Annotated in this window: 17 protein-coding genes and 1 tRNA gene; 8 read left to right on the forward strand and 10 right to left on the reverse strand. The window is 58.6% G+C overall.

Annotation, left to right across the window (positions count from 1 at the left end):
- Nucleotides 1–104: 104 nt before the first annotated feature.
- The 5 genes from VSQ83_RS10465 to VSQ83_RS10485 all read right to left on the reverse strand — a co-directional run bounded on the left by VSQ83_RS10465 (nt 105) and on the right by VSQ83_RS10485 (nt 4,434).
- Nucleotides 105–875, reverse strand: coding sequence for a 3-hydroxybutyrate dehydrogenase (locus tag VSQ83_RS10465; RefSeq protein ID WP_219263137.1), 771 nt, complete (start codon nt 873–875; stop codon nt 105–107).
- Between the two features lie 116 nt (nt 876–991).
- A complete protein-coding gene (locus VSQ83_RS10470) occupies nt 992–1,273 on the reverse strand; it encodes a peptidylprolyl isomerase (protein WP_016781241.1) in 282 nt (93 codons plus the stop codon).
- Between the two features lie 128 nt (nt 1,274–1,401).
- Nucleotides 1,402–2,283 (reverse strand): triacylglycerol lipase, encoded by an 882-nt coding sequence (locus tag VSQ83_RS10475; protein ID WP_219263136.1) that lies wholly within the window; start codon nt 2,281–2,283, stop codon nt 1,402–1,404.
- Nucleotides 2,284–2,393: 110 nt separating this feature from the next.
- On the reverse strand, nt 2,394–3,482 hold the full coding sequence (locus VSQ83_RS10480; RefSeq protein WP_257623063.1) for a 3-deoxy-7-phosphoheptulonate synthase: 1,089 nt from the start codon (nt 3,480–3,482) through the stop codon (nt 2,394–2,396).
- Between the two features lie 709 nt (nt 3,483–4,191).
- Entirely contained in the window at nt 4,192–4,434 is a 243-nt protein-coding gene (locus VSQ83_RS10485; RefSeq protein ID WP_219263135.1) for a DNA-binding protein, read from the reverse strand.
- Between the two features lie 81 nt (nt 4,435–4,515).
- On the opposite strand from VSQ83_RS10485, the gene VSQ83_RS10490 reads away from it, so the two are divergent.
- From VSQ83_RS10490 to VSQ83_RS10510, 5 genes are all read left to right on the forward strand, one after another.
- Nucleotides 4,516–4,896: a helix-turn-helix domain-containing protein gene (locus tag VSQ83_RS10490; protein ID WP_219263133.1), complete on the forward strand. Its 381-nt coding sequence runs from the start codon at nt 4,516–4,518 to the stop codon at nt 4,894–4,896.
- 116 nt (nt 4,897–5,012) lie between these two features.
- The gene (gene gacA / locus VSQ83_RS10495) at nt 5,013–5,651 is read left to right on the forward strand and encodes a response regulator transcription factor GacA (protein WP_019826343.1); all 639 of its coding nucleotides are present in this window, start codon (nt 5,013–5,015) and stop codon (nt 5,649–5,651) included.
- A gap of 2 nt (nt 5,652–5,653) precedes the next feature.
- A complete protein-coding gene (gene uvrC / locus VSQ83_RS10500; RefSeq protein WP_219263131.1) occupies nt 5,654–7,477 on the forward strand; it encodes an excinuclease ABC subunit UvrC in 1,824 nt (607 codons plus the stop codon).
- A 32-nt stretch (nt 7,478–7,509) separates the two neighbouring features.
- Nucleotides 7,510–8,067, forward strand: a complete 558-nt coding sequence (gene pgsA, locus VSQ83_RS10505; protein WP_048361487.1) for a CDP-diacylglycerol--glycerol-3-phosphate 3-phosphatidyltransferase — start codon at nt 7,510–7,512, stop codon at nt 8,065–8,067.
- 66 nt (nt 8,068–8,133) lie between these two features.
- Nucleotides 8,134–8,209, forward strand: a tRNA-Gly gene (locus VSQ83_RS10510).
- A gap of 314 nt (nt 8,210–8,523) precedes the next feature.
- Here the strand turns inward: VSQ83_RS10510 and VSQ83_RS10515 are convergent.
- Entirely contained in the window at nt 8,524–9,939 is a 1,416-nt protein-coding gene (locus VSQ83_RS10515; protein ID WP_326426557.1) for a purine-cytosine permease family protein, read from the reverse strand.
- A 249-nt stretch (nt 9,940–10,188) separates the two neighbouring features.
- Here VSQ83_RS10515 and VSQ83_RS10520 point away from each other — a divergent pair, with 249 nt between their 5' ends.
- The gene (locus VSQ83_RS10520; RefSeq protein WP_019826348.1) at nt 10,189–11,100 is read left to right on the forward strand and encodes a LysR substrate-binding domain-containing protein; all 912 of its coding nucleotides are present in this window, start codon (nt 10,189–10,191) and stop codon (nt 11,098–11,100) included.
- A gap of 56 nt (nt 11,101–11,156) precedes the next feature.
- Here VSQ83_RS10520 and argE read toward each other — a convergent pair whose 3' ends face one another.
- Genes argE through VSQ83_RS10540 form a run of 4 tightly spaced genes read right to left on the reverse strand, consistent with a single transcriptional unit; the run spans nt 11,157 to nt 14,753 of the window.
- Complete coding sequence (gene argE, locus VSQ83_RS10525) at nt 11,157–12,302, reverse strand: acetylornithine deacetylase (protein ID WP_326426559.1); 1,146 nt, start codon at nt 12,300–12,302, stop codon at nt 11,157–11,159.
- The gene (locus VSQ83_RS10530; RefSeq protein WP_019826351.1) at nt 12,299–12,976 is read right to left on the reverse strand and encodes a DUF1028 domain-containing protein; all 678 of its coding nucleotides are present in this window, start codon (nt 12,974–12,976) and stop codon (nt 12,299–12,301) included. The genes argE and VSQ83_RS10530 overlap by 4 nt, the downstream gene beginning before the upstream one ends.
- An 11-nt stretch (nt 12,977–12,987) precedes the next feature.
- A complete protein-coding gene (locus VSQ83_RS10535; protein WP_133076929.1) occupies nt 12,988–13,398 on the reverse strand; it encodes a RidA family protein in 411 nt (136 codons plus the stop codon).
- Nucleotides 13,399–13,421: 23 nt separating this feature from the next.
- Nucleotides 13,422–14,753, reverse strand: a complete 1,332-nt coding sequence (locus VSQ83_RS10540) for a flavin-containing monooxygenase (RefSeq protein WP_219263126.1) — start codon at nt 14,751–14,753, stop codon at nt 13,422–13,424.
- A gap of 359 nt (nt 14,754–15,112) precedes the next feature.
- On the opposite strand from VSQ83_RS10540, the gene VSQ83_RS10545 reads away from it, so the two are divergent.
- Nucleotides 15,113–15,910, forward strand: a complete 798-nt coding sequence (locus tag VSQ83_RS10545) for a helix-turn-helix domain-containing protein (protein WP_219263124.1) — start codon at nt 15,113–15,115, stop codon at nt 15,908–15,910.
- A 45-nt stretch (nt 15,911–15,955) separates the two neighbouring features.
- Complete coding sequence (locus VSQ83_RS10550) at nt 15,956–17,338, forward strand: aspartate aminotransferase family protein (RefSeq protein ID WP_019826355.1); 1,383 nt, start codon at nt 15,956–15,958, stop codon at nt 17,336–17,338.
- The last annotated feature ends 15 nt before the right edge of the window (nt 17,339–17,353 follow it).

Genomic DNA, 17,353 nt, shown 5'->3' on the forward strand with positions numbered 1-17,353 from the left:
CGAACGATAACGGATGCTAACAGTGCAAATTTGCCCATTACAACCCTGATAAGTGCAGGGCTGGTGTGCATTTTTGCATGTCAGACAGGCAGCGATCCGCCCACTTATTGCGCCAGCCAACCGCCGTCCACATTCCAGGCGGCACCGCGCACCTGGCTGCCAGCCTCGCTGCATAAAAACAGCACCAGTTCGCCCAGTTGGGGCGGGGTCACGAACTCCAGGGAGGGTTGTTTCTCGGCCAGCAGATCGTGCTGCGCCTGATAGGGGTCAATGCCCTGGCTGATGCGCTGATCAATCTGTTTTTGCACCAGTGGTGTGAGCACCCAGCCCGGGCAGATGGCATTGCAGGTGATATTGCTGGTGGCGGTTTCCAGGCCAACGACTTTAGTCAGGCCGATCACGCCATGTTTGGCGGCCACATAGGCGGCTTTGCCGACCGACCCCACCAGGCCATGAACCGAGGCGATATTGACGATGCGCCCCCAGCCGCGCTTGCGCATGCCGGGCAAGGTCAGGCGAGTGCTGTGAAACACACTGGACAGGTTGATCGCGATGATTGAATCCCAGCGCTCTACCGGGAACTCCTCGACGCTGGCCACATGCTGGATGCCTGCGTTGTTGACCAGAATGTCGATACCACCGAACTCGCGTTCGGCATAACTGATCATGTCGGCGATCTGCGCCGGGTCGCTGACATCTGCAGGATGGTGACCCACTTTGACGCCCAGTTGCTGGATGTCTGCAATGACTTTGCTGGCATCGCCAAAACCGTTGAGTATCAGGTCGGCTCCAGCCTTGGCCAGGCTCAGTGCGATACCAAGGCCGATGCCGCTGGTGGAACCGGTAACCAGTGCAGTTTTACCCTTAAGGCTCATGATCAATTCCTCAGAACGACGGGTTCGTGAATGAGGAAACGTAGCACGTGGTTTGCAGTTGCGGATACGAAACGGCCCACCAATAGGCGGGCCGTCTTCACGCTGCGCGGGGAGGATTAGTCCTGGCGGCTGGTGACTTCCAGCAGGTGGTAGCCGAACTGGGTCTTGACCGGGCCTTGCACCACGTTGATTGGCGCGCTGAAGACGACGGTGTCGAATTCTTTAACCATCTGGCCTGGACCGAAAGAACCCAGGTCGCCGCCCTGACGGCTGGAAGGGCAAGAAGAGTTGGCTTTCGCCACTTCGGCGAAATCAGCGCCGCCTTCGATTTGGGCTTTCAGTTCGTTGCACTTGTCTTCGGTGGCAACAAGGATGTGACGGGCAGTGGCTTTAGCCATGAGGGAGTACTCCTTTCAAGAAAGTGCCGAGCCTACCGGATTCAGTGGGGTTTTTCTCGGCAAAAGTTCTGTTTTGCGTTTTTGCTGACTGGCGGATCAATGCTTGGCGTACTGCGACTGGACTATTTTTATAACCCTTTGTTTTTCAAAAGCTTGGCGTGTTCGACATAAAGCGTGAGCGGGTTGACGGTTTTTTTGCTCATGGGGGCCAGATGATTAATGGTGTCGAGGTGATCAAGGGGGTAGTCCGAGCGGATCACATGGCCCAGATGGGAGCTGAATCGTCCGACCATTCCGTCATTTTCCTTGGTCTCACGGGTAAAAAAACTGCCGAACACACGGCAGGCGTTGTGCAAGGGGTCGAGCAGGTTCAACGATTCCGACAATCGCGAGCCCTTGATAATGCCGCTCCAAGAGTAATAGGACACATCGTTTACGTGCTCGGCCCCCATGCCGCCCCAGGTTTCAGGCAAGCCTTGGGGGTATTTAAGGTTAAAGGCAGTAACTCCTTCGGTGGTCAGGGCGTTGAGCGCCTCAAGTGAATGTTGCGGCAGTTGCGAGTGGCCGGTTATCGCTGACAGGAATGTGGAGAACGCTGTGGTCAGGGCGCCGGCGATGGTTTCGGGCAGTGTGCCCGGGACAAAGGCCTGACGCATGCGGTCTGCTGCTTCCGAGCCATGATTCGGGCCGCTGACCGAGGTCACGGAGGCGACAAGATGTGGCGCGGTGGCAGCTGCATAGCGGGCGGTCAGGGCGCCCTGGCTGTGGCCGATCAGGTTGACCCGCTGTGCGCCGGTCTGGGTGCACACCCTGCGTATATGCTCAAGCAGTTGTTCGCCCCGTGTTTCGTTGTTGTTGGCGGCCGAAATGATCGGCACGAAAACCCTGGCGCCTGATTCAGCGAGCGCGTCCTTGATGCCTTTGAAGTAGTTGAAGGGGCCTATCCGGCCGAAGCCGAACAGTCCGTGTACCAGCAGAATCGGGTAGTGGGTATTGGCTGAGTCATCCATGGGGTGTTTTCCTTGGTGTTGTTAACCGTAAAAAACACCTTAGTCGATATCGACTTCGCGCAGCCGTGGGCATATTCCCGGGCTGCGCAGAGGTTTGCCGAGCAGGCTTGTCAGGCGATGACCCGGGCGACGCGGCGCTGTGTTTGCAGCTGTTGGGCGGCGTTGCGCAGCAAGTGCTCGGTGGCATCCCACCCCAGGCAGCCATCGGTCACGGAAACCCCGTAGCGCATGTTCGCACTCAGGGGCTGGCAGCCTTCGAACAGATGGCTTTCGAGCATCATGCCAATCAGGGAGTGATCACCTGCCAGGCGCTGTTCGAGCACATCATTGAACACATCCGGCTGGCGCAACGGGTCTTTGCCGCTGTTGGCGTGGCTGCAGTCGATCATCATGCGGGCCGGGATGGCGCTTTTTTCCAGCCCGGCGCGAGCCTTGGCCACACTGGCGCGGTCGTAGTTCGGGCCGCTGTGGCCACCGCGCAGTACCAGATGGGTGTCGGGGTTGCCGGGCGTCTCGACGATTGCCGGATGGCCCTGGCTATCGACCCCGAAATGACGGTGACTGTGCGCGGCAGAGCGCATGGCATCGCAGGCGATTGCCACACCGCCGTCAGTGCCGTTTTTGAAGCCTACCGGCAGATCAAGGCCGCTGGCCATTTCGCGGTGAATTTGCGATTCGGTGGTGCGGGCGCCAATGGCCACCCAGCCCAGCAGGTCGTCGAAGTAGCCTGCAGCGATGGGCTGCAACAGTTCGGTGGCGACCGGAAGGCCCATGCGCAGGATTTCGAGCATCAGTTCCCGTGACAGGGTCAGGCCGTGAGCCATGTCATCGCTGCCATCCAGGTGCGGATCGTAGGCCAGGCCTTTCCAGCCCACAGTGGTGCGCGGTTTTTCGATGTAGGCACGCATGACCAGTAGCATGTCGTCGCTCACTTCATGGGCCAAGGCTGCGAGATTGCTGGCGTATTCGAGTGCGGCGAGGGGGTCGTGGATGGAGCAGGGGCCGACAACCACCAGTAAACGGGAGTCTTCACCGTTGAGGATGGCGCGAATGGCCTGGCGCTGGCTGCTGATCTGCTCGCGAAGCTTGATGCTCAGGGGCAGTTGCTGTTTGAGTTGCGCTGCGCTGGGCAGGCGACGGGTCGAAATCTGGGTAGTTGCAGTGTGTACGGCTGGCAGAGCGGATACGGATGCGTTCATGGTGTGTGCTTCCTGGGCAGGCGGCGGGTTCTCCCGCGCGCTCAGCCCTACTGGGGTGTTCGACAATTGGCCAGACTGGCCATGAGTGCTTGCGTGCCACCAATGTGGGTCCGTTCGGAGGCGGCAGGCTGTCCCGAACGGCGGCTGATAAATCGCCATGCAGTGCAAAGGTCGAAGCGGTAATAAGTGGCGTAGTTCATGGGGTAAATCCTCAATTCAATAAAATGTCAGGGGCCAGAAAAACAAAACCCCCGGTCGGGAAGCCGACCGGGGGTGAGAATTCTCTGGTAGGCGACCCCTAAGTAGTGGGCGCCGTGTGGGTATCAGGCGCGCCAGTGGCTAAACCAATACCCAAAATAAAATCGTGCGGTGGAGTGCATGTTGTTCGCGCACACAGATTCAGCCAGACGCTCGTCGCGTGCGGTCTTACAAATGTCTGTGGGGGCGTGATGCAACATGGGTGGTCTCCGATTGATGGTTCGCAGCTTACTTGAGGCGAACGGGCGTATTCAATCAAAAAATACTATGTGGATTAACAATTCAGACTATTGCCATGAGAGTCAGGGGCAGGCGAGATGTTTATTCGAGCCGGTCACGAACACGTGAGGGCCCTGTTTCGGGCTTTGCGCCGCCGCTCGCCGTGCGTGCTGTTGAGGGGGAGGGCGTGCCTGAATACTAAATCGGGAGTCACGCCCGAATAGGTGCATACTCAAGCGAACTCATCCCCTTCTGCCTCAACTGAATGTGTGGTCTGAGAGGCAATGATGCCGTCTTTCATGCCCAGAAGAACCGCTACCTTGTGGGCTTCACCACGCTTCCCCTTTTTGCGCCCGGCGAGCACTTGATAAGTGGTGGCCGGGTCGACGCCATGTTCCCGAGCGAACTCTTGAACGGATTTTCCCTGGTATTCCAGCCATGCCCTGGCTTGTGCGGCAGTACGAATTCCGGTCATAGTTCAAAACCGTTCAATTTTGTTTAATATTTATGGATTATACCATCCTTGCGGGTGTTTAAAATGGGATCCTACATCCAAATGAGTGGAATTGGTTTGCGCTTGCGTCAAGAGAGAGAGCGGCTGGGTTTGTCGCAGAAAGCTTTTGGCGAAATTGGTGGTGTCGAGGCGAACGCCCAAGGCAAATATGAGAGTGGTGATCGCGCGCCCAAAGCGGACTACTTGTCGCGGGTTGCAGGGCGTGGGGTGGATGTGCTGTTTGTATTGACCGGCAGCCCAACCCCGACATTAGTCGACAACCTCAGTCATATAGAAGAAAAAGTCCTGACCAGTTACCGGGTCTTGCAAAAGGAAGATCAGGACGCCATCCGCCGCTTGACCACAACCTTGGCCGAGCTGTCTGTCGCTCACCCGGCAAAGGAACTTCGTGATCCTGAAGATATTGAGACCGTCAAGAGCTGAATATTTACAAGGATTTAACGCTTTGGCGTGGATAGTTGACGCAAGTCGGTAGGTTGGTGGATTAGTTTTTGCTAAGGTGTCCACAATCAACCAAGACCAATTTGCGAGGTATCGACTTGATTCGGGTTCTAGTGGTCGATGACCACGATCTTGTGCGTACAGGGATCACACGAATGCTGGCCGATATCGAAGGCTTGCAAGTGGTCGGTCAGGCCGAGTCCGGTGAGGAGTCCCTTCTCAAGGCCCGCGAGCTGAAGCCTGATGTGGTTTTGATGGATGTCAAAATGCCCGGCATTGGTGGCCTGGAAGCTACCCGCAAGATGATGCGCAGCCACCCCGACATCAAGGTTGTCGCCGTGACGGTGTGTGAAGAAGACCCTTTTCCGACGCGCTTGCTGCAGGCAGGCGCCGCAGGCTACATGACCAAGGGCGCTGGTCTGGCCGAGATGGTCCAGGCAATCAGGCTGGTATTCGCCGGTCAGCGCTACATCAGCCCGCAAGTCGCACAGCAATTGGCACTCAAATCCTTTCAGCCTGCAAGTGACTCTCCGTTTGATGCCCTGTCCGAGCGCGAAATTCAGATCGCGCTGATGATTGTGGGCTGTCAGAAGGTCCAGGTCATTTCAGACAAACTTTGCCTGTCGCCCAAGACGGTCAATACCTACCGCTACCGCATTTACGAGAAGCTCTCGGTCAAAAGCGATGTTGAACTGGCCTTGCTGGCTGTTCGTCACGGCATGGTCGATGCTGGTTAACGATGACTGACGTGTTTGACGCAAGTGCGTTTCTTTCGACCTGCAGCGGTCGTCCTGGCGTGTATCGCATGTTTGACGGCGATGCACGGCTGCTTTACGTGGGTAAGGCCAAGAACCTGAAAAAGCGTCTGGCCAGCTACTTTCGCAAAACCGGTCTGGCGCCTAAAACAGCTGCCCTCGTGGCACGTATCGCGCAAATAGAAACCACCATTACCGCCAATGAAACCGAGGCGTTGCTGCTTGAGCAGACGCTTATCAAGGAATGGCGCCCGCCGTACAACATTCTGTTGCGCGACGATAAGTCCTATCCCTATGTGTTTCTGTCAGATGGTGAATTCCCGCGCCTGAGCATTCATCGCGGTGCCAAGAAGCTAAAAGGCAAGTACTTCGGGCCTTACCCCAGTGCGGGCGCTATTCGCGAGAGCCTGAGCATCTTGCAAAAGACCTTTCTGGTGCGTCAGTGCGATGACAGCTACTTCAAAAACAGAACGCGGCCTTGTTTGCAGTATCAGATCAAGCGCTGCAAAGCGCCTTGTGTCGGGTTGGTTGAGCCGCAGGAGTATGCCGAGGATGTTCGCCACTCGATCATGTTCCTTGAGGGGCGCAGCAGCGCGCTGACCGACGAGCTCAACAGTGCAATGGAGCAAGCCGCCAGCACCCTTGATTTTGAGCGTGCCGCTGAGGTACGTGACCAGATTTCGCTCTTGCGCAGGGTTCAGGACCAGCAAAGCATGGAAGGCGGGACCGGCGATGTGGATGTGATTGCCGCTTTCGTAAACCCCGGCGGCGCCTGTGTGCATTTGATCAATGTGCGCGGCGGGCGGGTATTGGGCAGCAAGAACTTCTTTCCACAGGTCGGTATCGAGGAGGAGGTGGCCGAAGTCATGGCGGCCTTTCTCGGTCAGTACTACATCAGCAGCCCTGAGCGCGACTTGCCGAGCGAGCTGATTGTAAACGTGGAGCACGAGAGTTTCGGCGCAATCATCGACGCCATCGAAGAGCTGCGGGGCCGAGAGCTGGCCATCAGCTACAGGGTGCGTGGCACGCGGGCGCGATGGCAGCAACTGGCGGTCACCAATGCCGAGCAGGCGCTGGTTGCCCGCCTGACAAACCGTCTGCATGTTGCGGCACGCTTTGAGGCCCTGGCCAAAGTATTGAAACTCGACGAAATCCCACAGCGTCTGGAGTGCTACGACATCAGTCACTCCAGCGGTGAAGCGACCGTTGCATCCTGCGTGGTGTTCGGCCCCGAAGGTCCGATCAAGTCGGATTACCGGCGCTTCAACATTGAAGGCGTCACCCCGGGCGATGACTATGCTGCCATGCACCAGGCGCTGATGCGCCGTTTCAGCCGGCTTAAAGAGGGGGAGGGCAAGTTGCCCGACATCCTGCTGGTCGATGGTGGCAAGGGTCAGCTCTCAATGGCCCGTGATGTGCTCAATGAACTGGCCGTGCCAGACTTGATCCTGCTTGGCGTGGCCAAGGGGGCAACACGCAAGGCGGGCTTCGAAACCCTCTATCTGAACGATGCTGCCCATGAATTCACGTTAAAGGGTGACTCGCCGGCCTTGCATTTGATCCAGCAAATCCGTGACGAGGCCCACCGTTTTGCCATTACCGGACATCGGGCGCGACGGGGTAAAACCCGTCGAACCTCAACCCTGGAAGGCATTGCAGGGGTGGGGCCGACTCGCCGCCGAGATTTATTGAAACATTTTGGTGGCTTACAGGAGCTATCTCGTGCCAGCATCGAGGAGATCGCCAAAGCACCCGGGATCAGTAAAAAGCTCGCTGAGTTGATTTATGCAAATCTGCACAGCGAGTAGAATGCCCCCTCACCTCGTAGCCAGTTGTGCCGATGAATATCCCTAATTTGATCACCGTACTACGCGTTCTACTCATTCCTTTCTTCATTCTGTTGTTTTACATGCCGTATAGCTGGAGTTATGTAGCCGCCAGCTCAGTCTTCGCGTTTGCGGCGGCGACGGATTGGCTCGACGGCTATTTGGCCCGTCGACTGGAGCAAAGCACGCCTTTTGGTGCCTTTCTGGATCCGGTAGCCGACAAGTTGATGGTTGCTGTGGCGTTGGTCCTGTTGGTGCAAGAGCACCACAACGTGTGGCTGACCCTGCCTGCGGCCGTGATTATTGGCCGTGAAATTGTCATTTCCGCGTTGCGCGAGTGGATGGCAGAGTTGGGAGCACGGGCTCAGGTTGCCGTATCGAACATGGGCAAGTGGAAAACTGCGGCGCAAATGCTGGCCCTGATCATCTTGCTGGCCAATCCATCGGACTTCAGCTTCTGGGTGTTGGTGGGTTACGGGCTGTTGCTGGTGGCGGCGGGGTTGACCTTGTGGTCGATGCTTCAGTATTTGCGGGCCGCCTGGCCGCATCTGAAGACGACCTCGGTAAAATAAATAAAACTTTTTGAATCAATGGGTTGACGCATTCTTTTATTGCTATAGAATGCCCAGCACCAAGACGCGGGAATAGCTCAGTTGGTAGAGCACGACCTTGCCAAGGTCGGGGTCGCGAGTTCGAGTCTCGTTTCCCGCTCCAAACATGGCTTTACGAATTCAGTGCAGTTCGATAGAGCAGAACAAAGGACCTTCGGGTCCTTTTTTCGTTTCTGGATTTTCATCAGGGAGCTTGTCCAGGCGCCCAACGATGATTTCTTTACGGCATCTCTCTCAAGTCATCACGCAATATGCTCAGGCTTTTCAGCGGTTGGAGGGCCAGGGTGTCTGGGTATTGCCAAATGCGCAACGCCAGACCCGCAAGTCGTCTAGTGACGAGACTTTCAGTATCTGGCGCTGCCTGTGGGGCGGGAGTTGCAGAGTCTTCAGCTCAAGATAAACAGCCTGGGTAGCCGATCAGACACTGGCGACCAATGCGCCCTCGTTCATCCTGCGTTTGTAGGCACTGTCACGATTCGCCAGCCAGAAATACAACGGCGAAGTCACCACCAGCCCGACGATCCAGGACAAGTCCGCTCCGTTGATGTGTTCTGAAATCGGACCCACATACAGCGGCGTGTTCATGAACGGAATCTGCACCACAATACCGACCGCATACGCCAGCAATGCCTGGGGGTTGTAGCGCCCGTAAATCCCGCCATCCACGCGAAAGATCGACGCAATGTCGTACTTGCCCTTATGGATCGCGTAGAAGTCGATCAGGTTGATCGCTGTCCACGGCACCAATACCACCAGCAACACCAGCACCATATCGACGAAGTGCCCGATAAAGTCCTTGGAGGCGAACACGGCTGCAGTTGCACACGTGGCCAGTACGATGATGGAGATCACCGCACGGCTTTTGGCCGTTGGAATCCAGCGATACGCAAAGGTCTGCACCAGGGTGATGATCGACAGTACCGCGCCGTACAGGTTGAGGGCGTTGTGGCTGATCACGCTGAGCAAAAAGAGCACCAGCATCAGGGGGCCGATGGAGCCCGTGGCGAGTTTGACCGCTTCCATGGTGTCCATCCCTGCCGGGGTGGCGAGGACGGCAACGGCGCCAAAGATGAAGGACAGACTGGAGCCCAGGACCGAACCCAGGTAAGTGGTCCAGAATGTGGACGCAACGGGGACGTCAGCCGGCAGGTAGCGGGAGTAGTCAGACACGTAGGGGGCAAAGGCGATCTGCCACAGGGCAGCCAGGGAAATGGTCGCCAGCACGCCTGCAATGTTGAACCCGCCGCGGGTCAGAAAGTCGGTGGTCTGTATGTGGGTGAAGATGTAGCCGAAACCGAGCACGATCCCGGCGCCCAGTACCCAGGTGCCAATGCGGTTGAGCACGTGGATAAAGCGGTAGCCGATGATGCCGATAATTCCGGAACCGATGGCGCCGATCACGATGCCGACCGGCACGGGCACCGAATCGACCACGCCGTGCAGGGATTTGCCCGCCAGCACGATGTTGGAAGCAAAGAAACCGATGTACATGACACCCGCGATCACCACCACCAGCAACGCGCCGAGGGAGCCGAACTGGGCACGGCTCTGGATCATTTGCGGGATGCCCATTTGCGGGCCCTGGGCCGAGTGCAGCGCCATCAGCACGCCGCCGACCAGGTGACCGATGAGGATGGCGACGATGCCCCACATCAGATTAAGGTTGAACAGTTGCACACCCAGTGCTCCGGTGACGATCGGCAACGGCGCGATGTTGCCGCCGAACCACAGGGTGAACAGATCTCTTACCTTTCCATGGCGATCTTCGGGGGGCACGTATCCAATCGTGTGTTTCTCGATGAGCGGGGCGTTGGCTGTTGCAGTGGTGACCATGACGAACTCCAAGGCAGGTGAGTACGTGGACGTACTTCGCAGTGCGCCGACAGGGCGGCGCTTTGTTGTTGGAGTGATCATCTGTAATGAGGGCAGGGAGGTAAATTAGTAAGTTTGTTGCTATAGACATTAAAAAAAGTATCTCCCGGGCTTTTTTGCTCCGGTATGTTGCATGCTCCGTGAACGCTGAATAAAACAGCTTTTTCTTGCACTGGTTTGGGGCGAAATCCCACGTTTCCCGAGGTTCCGATGGCTGCCTACAACCTGCGCCAACTCAGATATTTTGTGACCACGGCCGACTGCGGCAGCGTCGCCGAAGCGTCGCGCAAGCTTTACATCGCACAACCATCCGTCTCGACCGCGATCAAGCAACTGGAAGACAGTTTTGGTGTGCAGCTGTTTATCCGTCATCACGCCCAGGGCGTGTCACTGACACCCAGTGGCGCACGGTTTTACCGCAAGGCGCTGGAGTTGTTGCGAGTGGCACATGAGTTCGAACAAAACGCCCTGGCCGACAATGACGTGGTGGCGGGGCAGATCGATATCGGCTGCTTTGAAACCGTCGCACCGCTGTACTTGCCGCGTTTGATCGCCGGCTTCAAGGCGCGTTGGCCCGGGGTGGAGATCCGCATTCGCGACGGTGAGCAGCAGGAGCTGGTACAGGCGCTCACCGCAGGCACTATTGATGTGGCGATGCTGTTTGAACACGACCTGGGAACCGCCATCGAGACTGCGCCACTGATGCCGCCGCAGCAGCCATACGCCCTGTTACCGGCCGATCACCGCTTTGCACAGCAAGCCAGAGTGTCCCTGGCGGACCTGGTCCTGGAGCCGATGATTCTGCTGGATGTGCTGCCCAGCCGGACCTATTTCGTGAGCATATTCGAAGAGCGCGGGTTGACGCCGAATATCGTGTTCAGTTCGCCGTCGATCGAGATGGTTCGGGGGATGGTGGGCAGGGGGTTCGGCTTTTCGATACTGGTGACCAAACCGTTCACCGAGTACACCTATGACGGCCAGAAAGTCGTGTGTGTGCCGCTGGCTGAAACGGTCACGGGTTCAGGCTTGTCGGCTGTGTGGCTGCGTCGTGCACCATTGACCAAACCGGTGCAGCTGTTTGTCGACTACTGCCGTGAAGAACTGGCGCAGTTACTTGGCTAGAACTGTGGGAGCCGGGCTTGCCAGGCTCCCACAGTTGATGGGCATCGTTTGGGGTATCAGGTGCGGATCGAGTGCAGCATCCGCAGCAGCATGGCATCACATCCCGCCAACTGAGCCACACTCACAAACTCATCCGGCTTGTGCCCCTGGTCCATGCTGCCGGGCCCGCAGACCACCGTGGGAATGCCCACGGCATCGAACAGCCCCCCTTCGGTGCCAAACGCGACGGTGCCGAATTCCCGCGAGCCGCTGAACGCTGCAATCAACTCAGCCGCCTGGCTGCGCTCATCAGTCACCAGGCCCGGGTACGCGGACAACTCGGTAAAGCGGATCGCACTCTGCGCGCTGACGGCCTGCATGCGTGGTAACACCTGTTGCTCGGCGTACGCCTTCAACTGCGACGCCACCTCACTCGGGTCCTGGGACGGCAATGCGCGAATCTCGAAATCAAACCGGCAATCGGCAGGCACGATGTTCAGCGCTTTGCCCCCGGTAATCACCCCGGTTTGCACGGTGCTGAACGGCGGATCAAAACGGGGGTCCTGTGTCTCCTGTAATTGGTGTCCTATACGCCCCAACTCGCCAATCAACGCGGCGGCATGCTCGATGGCATTCACGCCATAGGGCGCATAGGCCGAATGACACGCCTCGCCCTGCACATCACAGCGCATGGCGAGCTTGCCTTTATGGCCGAGTACCGGCTTGAGCTGCGTTGGTTCGCCGATAATGCACAGCATCGGCTTCACAGGCCGCTGCTCCAGTACCTTGAGCAACGAGCGCACGCCCAGGCAGCCGACTTCTTCGTCGTACGACAGGGCGATATGCACCGGCATGCGCAACGGAGCCTGAATCAGCGCCGGGACCAACGCCAGCACACAAGCGATGTAACCCTTCATATCCGCCGTGCCCCGGCCAAACAGCTTGCCGTCGCGCTCAGTCAGCTCAAACGGTGGCACCGTCCATGGCTGGCCATCCACCGGCACCACGTCGGTGTGTCCCGACAGCACAATACCCGCCAGTCCTTGCGGGCCAATACTGGCGAACAGGTTGGCCTTGCTGCGTTCATCGTTGTAGACCAACTCACTGGCCACACCGAACCCGGCCAGGTAATCGCGCACAAAGTCGATCAGTTGCAAGTTGGACTCGCGGCTGGTGGTGTCAAACCCCACCAGCTTGTGCAGCAGATCGCGGCTGCTACTCATCGATCATCTCCGGCCACGCCGTAGCCGGGGGAACGGTCGGGAGCGATGGCGCGGTCGATGTAGTCCTGCACTTGCGGGCGATAAGCGTCCCAGAGTTTCTGCAGTTCAGTGATCGGGCGCTCATCGGCCCAGTCCACCCGCAGGTTGATGATCGGCCAGGTCAGTTCGCCCACCACCACCAGCGCGGCGGAATGCACCGGGCCGGCCTCGCCGCCAGCGTCGATGGCGGCATGCATGGCAGCCAGCAGCCGGTCCGCCAGTTGGCCTTCTCCTTGCTCGAACGCCAGGACCATGGCCTCGATCACTGCGCGGTCGGCCAGCATGTTGCCCGCCGCCACGCATTGTTCGCCCGCGACCCCATTGTGGGTACCCAGGGTCTCGCTGCCGCTGAAATGCACGGTGCGGCCCAGGTGATCAATCGCCGTCAGTTGCCGGTACTGGCTGTAGCCATTGCTCGTAAGCGCCTTGTCCAGCGCTGCGGCCGGGGCGAGGCCCCGTTCCAGCAAGTCCAGCACGTCCGGGCCCAGGGCCGGCAGGGTGATGTTCTGGGTTGAAACCGCGCCAACACCGGGGCGCAACCAGGGGCAGCGGGCACCCACGGCAATACTCGATGAGCTGATGGCGATGCCCAACTGGCCGGTGTCCGCGCAACGGCCAACGATTGAAAACGTCATGGGTAGCCTCCTTACTCCGGGATAACCGCGATCACATCGATTTCCATCAGCCACTGGGGCTGCCCGAGAGCCGACACCACCAGTCCGGTGGAGATCGGAAACACCCCCTTGAGCCATTTGCCGACTTCCTGGTAAACCGGCTCGCGGTAGCGCGGGTCGATCAGGTAGGTGGTGGTCTTGACGATATGGCTCAGGTCGCTGCCCGCTTCTTCGAGCAGTTGCTTGACGTTGCGCATGGCTTGCTCGGTCTGGGCCCTTGGGTCTCCCAGGCCAACGAGCCTGCCTTCGAAATCGGTGCCCACCTGACCGCGCACATACACGGTGTTGCCGGCGCGCACAGCCTGGCACAGGTCGTTGTCCAGGGTTTGGTTAGGGTAGGTTTCCTTGGTGTTGAACATGCGGATGCGAGTGTGAGTAGGCATCAAATAAACTCCGAAAAAAGTGATCAGGCACTGACAGTCGGTTGGCGAGCCACGGCAGGGGCTTGGCGGTAGTCGAGGTATTTGCGCTGGGTGGCGATGTGGTCGGCCACGTGCTTGGCGTCGTGCCAGACGCCCCAGATAAACGATGAACCTCGACGCGACTGCCACGGCAAGCCAAGGAAGTAGATCCCGGACTCGCTCGATACGCCGCGCTGGTGCTGGGGCTTGCCGGTGGCGTCGAACGCATCGACCTTCAACCAGCTGTAGTCCACGGCAAACCCGGTGGCCCAGATGATCGACGTGATACCCGCCGTGGCCAGGTCCAGTTCCAGGATCGGGTTCTTGATGCACGGCGCATCAGCAAACACGCGACGGGCTTGCGGTTCCGCAGGCAAGTCCAGGCCGTTGCGCTCTACATAGGCATCGGCCGCATCCAGCAGGGCCAGGTAGTTCTCATCACCGCGGGCCAGGTTTTCCAGCAGGTTGGGCTGGAAACGGGCGACGCTGCCATTGAACGATTGGGTCAGGCCAACCAGCGTCATGCCTTGCTGGGCCAACTCGCGAAAATCAATGGTTTTGCCACCCTGGGCGCCGCTTACCGCAATGGTCACGTGCTCGCGGCCAGGCTTCATCGCCGCCTGATCCCACTCGCCCAGCACACCCAGCCACCAGCAGAAATCGCGGTTGCGATAGGCGCGGGGCGGGCGGTCGTGGGCACCGACGGACAGGTACACCTGGCGACCGGAGCGTTGCAATTCATCGGCGATCTGCACGCCGGAAGAACCCGCGCCCACCACCAGAACGGCCCCAGCCGGCAGCTGCGAAGGGTTGCGATAGTCGGCGGAGTGAATCTGATGCAACGCGGTGTCTTGAGGTGCAATCGCCGGAATCACCGGTTTCTGGAATGGCCCGGTCGCCGCCACCACGCGGTTGGCTTCGATCACGCCTTCGCTGGTGTGCACGGTAAAGCCCGGGCGTCCGATATTGCGGGTTACAGACAGTACGTCCACGCCGGTACGGATCGGCGCATTGAACTTGCGTGCATAGGCTTCAAAGTAATCCGCCACCCGCTCTTTTGGCGCAAAGCCATCGTCGGCGACGTCATCGAATGCCATGCCCGGAAACCGGTCATGCCAGGCAGGTCCGTTGGCCACCAGCGAATCCCAGCGCCCGGTGCGCCAGCGTTCGGCAATACGACTGCGCTCCAGTACCAGGTGCGGCACGCCTTGCTTGCTCAGGTGCTCACTCATGGCCACGCCAGCCTGACCGGCTCCCACCACCAGGGTGTCTATTTTTGTTATCGCTACCGTCATGTCTCTGTCCTTGCGTAATGCAGTTGGATTCAGTTCGTGCATGACTTCAAGGCTAGGGGGAGGGCAGTTTTAAATAAAATATTATTAAGCTGGGAAGTGAGCATAAAAATTGAATGCAGAAGTTCTCGCCCTGATTACTCAATATTGCCCCTGTATCAACGCGAAAAAGGGTATGTACACGGTGCTCAGGACCCTTGTGCCAGACGGGCTGACGCCTTGGAAGTGGCCATGCCGGGGTGGCCAGGCTCCTCACCCTAACGGGTGATTTCGATGATTTTCAGGGTGTGGGAGTATCACTCCAATCCTTGGCGCCAGTGACGTGGTGTCGTACTCAACCGTACTTTCGGCGAGTCTTTGAAGTGGAAAACGACCGGCTTTCATCTGCGCAATGGTTCGAACAGATGGCCAGAGTGACCGAGAGCATCGGGCAGTCGGGCTTCACCGCTACGTTGTTCGAAGCCCTGGGATGTATCTGGCCCATTCAGGCGACAACGTTGTACCTGTACCCCCACGGGGGCATGCCCAGTGCGTTGTTCGAACTGGAAGGCCCCTGGTTGCCACAAGGCAATGTACGCCAGTACCTCTCCGGGTTCTATTTGCTGGACCCGTTCTACGGGGCCTGCATCGAAGGCGTCAGTTCAGGGTGTTACAACCTTGATGATGTTGCCCCCGATCACTTCGAACTCGGCGAATACTTCCAGTCGTTTTACCGTCACTCCCATCTGGAAGATGAGTTGAACTACATCCTGCAGTCCAGTGCCGGGCTGAGTCTGTCGGTGTCACTGGCGTTTACGCAAAAACTGGACGCAACCACCACTCAGCAGTTCAAGCGGATAGCGCCCTGGGTACTGGCGGTGCTGGGCAAGCATTTCGTCGGTCTGGATGCCCGGGGATCGCGCTTCGAAAACCTGCTGGAACAGCGAATCCATTCGGCCCTGAACAACTTCGGTTCGTCGCTGCTGACCGAGCGCGAATGCCGGATTGCCCAGCTGATCTTGCGCGGCCACTCCACACGTTCTCTGGCCGAACGCCTTGGGGTCACGGAAGACACCATCAAGTCCCACCGCAAGAACATCTACAGCAAGCTGGATATCGGTACGCAATCGGAACTGTTTTCCCTGTTTATCGATTCCCTGGCAGAAGCCCAGGGGGTGCTCAGCAAAGACCCCCTTGAAAGCTACATGAGCAAGAACCGCTGAGCGGTGCGCTTGCCCTTGTGTGACTCCCAACAAAAAGAGAAAACCATGAATTTACCATTCGAGTTGAAGCGCCAGACTGAGGATTACCAGCAGGCTGACGCGGCCCACCACATCCACGCCTTTGTGGATCAAAAAGCCCTGAATGCCGAAGGCCCGCGAGTGATGGTGCGGGGCAAGGGCCTGTATCTATGGGACAGCGAAGGCAAGCGCTACCTGGACGGCATGTCGGGGCTGTGGTGCACCCAGCTCGGCTATGGTCGCAAGGACTTGACCGCCGCTGCCGCCGCGCAGATGGACCAGTTGTCGTACTACAACATGTTCTTTCACACCACCCATCCGGCGGTGATCGAACTGTCCGAGTTGCTGTTCAGCCTGCTGCCGGGTCACTACAGTCACGTGATCTACACCAACTCCGGCTCCGAAGCCAACGAGGTATTGATCCGTACCGTGCGCCGCTACTGGCAAGTGGTCGGCAAGCCGCAGAAAAAAATCATGATCGGCCGCTGGAATGGCTACCACGGTTCCACCCTCGCGGCTTCTGCGCTGGGCGGCATGAAGTTCATGCACGAAATGGGGGGCATGATTCCCGACGTCGCCCATATCGATGAGCCGTATTGGTACGCCCAGGGCGGCGAGTTGACGCCGGCTGAGTTCGGTCGTCGCTGTGCCCTGCAACTGGAAGAAAAGATCCTCGAACTGGGCGCCGAAAACGTAGCGGGCTTTATCGCGGAACCGTTCCAGGGCGCGGGCGGGATGATTTTCCCTCCAGAAAGCTACTGGCCCGAGATTCAACGCATCTGTCGCCAGTACGATGTACTGCTCTGCGCCGATGAGGTGATTGGTGGGTTTGGTCGCACCGGCGAGTGGTTCGCTCACGAGTACTTCGGTTTTGAGCCAGACACCCTGTCGATCGCCAAGGGCCTGACCTCCGGTTACATACCGATGGGCGGCCTGGTGCTGAGCAAGCGCATTGCCGATGCGCTGGTGGAGCAGGGCGGGGTCTTCGCCCACGGCCTGACCTACTCCGGGCACCCGGTCGCGGCAGCGGTGGCGCTGGCCAACCTCAAGGCGCTGCGTGATGAAGGCATCGTACGCACGGTGAAGGACGACACCGGGCCATACCTGCAACAGATCCTGCGCGAAGTGTTCGCCCATCACCCGATGATCGGCGAGATCCAGGGCACGGGCTTGCTCGCGGCCTTGCAGTTCGCCGAGGACAAGAGCACGCGCAAACGCTTCGACAATGAAAACGACCTGGCCTGGCAGTGCCGCACCTTTGGTTTTGAAGAGGGCGTCATCATTCGCTCGACATTGGGCCGCATGATCATGGCACCCGCCCTGGTAGCAACCCGAGGCGAGCTGGACGAGCTGGTCGAGAAGACCCGCATTGCAGTAGACCGCACCGCACGGATCGCGGGAAAACTGTGAAGTGATCGGCCCACC

Origin of the sequence: Pseudomonas sp. DSV-1, assembly GCF_035830915.1 — a bacterium.
Lineage (GTDB): Bacteria > Pseudomonadota > Gammaproteobacteria > Pseudomonadales > Pseudomonadaceae > Aquipseudomonas.

Coding starts and splice junctions, on each gene's coding strand:
- VSQ83_RS10550 (WP_019826355.1), top strand. CDS start 15,956: ATGAATTTACCATTCGAGTTGAAGCGCCAGACTGAGGATTACCAGCAG.
- VSQ83_RS10545 (WP_219263124.1), top strand. CDS start 15,113: ATGGCCAGAGTGACCGAGAGCATCGGGCAGTCGGGCTTCACCGCTACG.
- VSQ83_RS10465 (WP_219263137.1), bottom strand. CDS start 875: ATGAGCCTTAAGGGTAAAACTGCACTGGTTACCGGTTCCACCAGCGGC.
- VSQ83_RS10470 (WP_016781241.1), bottom strand. CDS start 1,273: ATGGCTAAAGCCACTGCCCGTCACATCCTTGTTGCCACCGAAGACAAG.
- pgsA (WP_048361487.1), top strand. CDS start 7,510: ATGAATATCCCTAATTTGATCACCGTACTACGCGTTCTACTCATTCCT.
- uvrC (WP_219263131.1), top strand. CDS start 5,654: ATGACTGACGTGTTTGACGCAAGTGCGTTTCTTTCGACCTGCAGCGGT.
- VSQ83_RS10530 (WP_019826351.1), bottom strand. CDS start 12,976: ATGACGTTTTCAATCGTTGGCCGTTGCGCGGACACCGGCCAGTTGGGC.
- VSQ83_RS10485 (WP_219263135.1), bottom strand. CDS start 4,434: ATGACCGGAATTCGTACTGCCGCACAAGCCAGGGCATGGCTGGAATAC.
- VSQ83_RS10520 (WP_019826348.1), top strand. CDS start 10,189: ATGGCTGCCTACAACCTGCGCCAACTCAGATATTTTGTGACCACGGCC.
- VSQ83_RS10515 (WP_326426557.1), bottom strand. CDS start 9,939: ATGGTCACCACTGCAACAGCCAACGCCCCGCTCATCGAGAAACACACG.
- VSQ83_RS10490 (WP_219263133.1), top strand. CDS start 4,516: ATGAGTGGAATTGGTTTGCGCTTGCGTCAAGAGAGAGAGCGGCTGGGT.
- VSQ83_RS10535 (WP_133076929.1), bottom strand. CDS start 13,398: ATGCCTACTCACACTCGCATCCGCATGTTCAACACCAAGGAAACCTAC.
- argE (WP_326426559.1), bottom strand. CDS start 12,302: ATGAGTAGCAGCCGCGATCTGCTGCACAAGCTGGTGGGGTTTGACACC.
- VSQ83_RS10475 (WP_219263136.1), bottom strand. CDS start 2,283: ATGGATGACTCAGCCAATACCCACTACCCGATTCTGCTGGTACACGGA.
- VSQ83_RS10480 (WP_257623063.1), bottom strand. CDS start 3,482: ATGAACGCATCCGTATCCGCTCTGCCAGCCGTACACACTGCAACTACC.
- VSQ83_RS10540 (WP_219263126.1), bottom strand. CDS start 14,753: ATGCACGAACTGAATCCAACTGCATTACGCAAGGACAGAGACATGACG.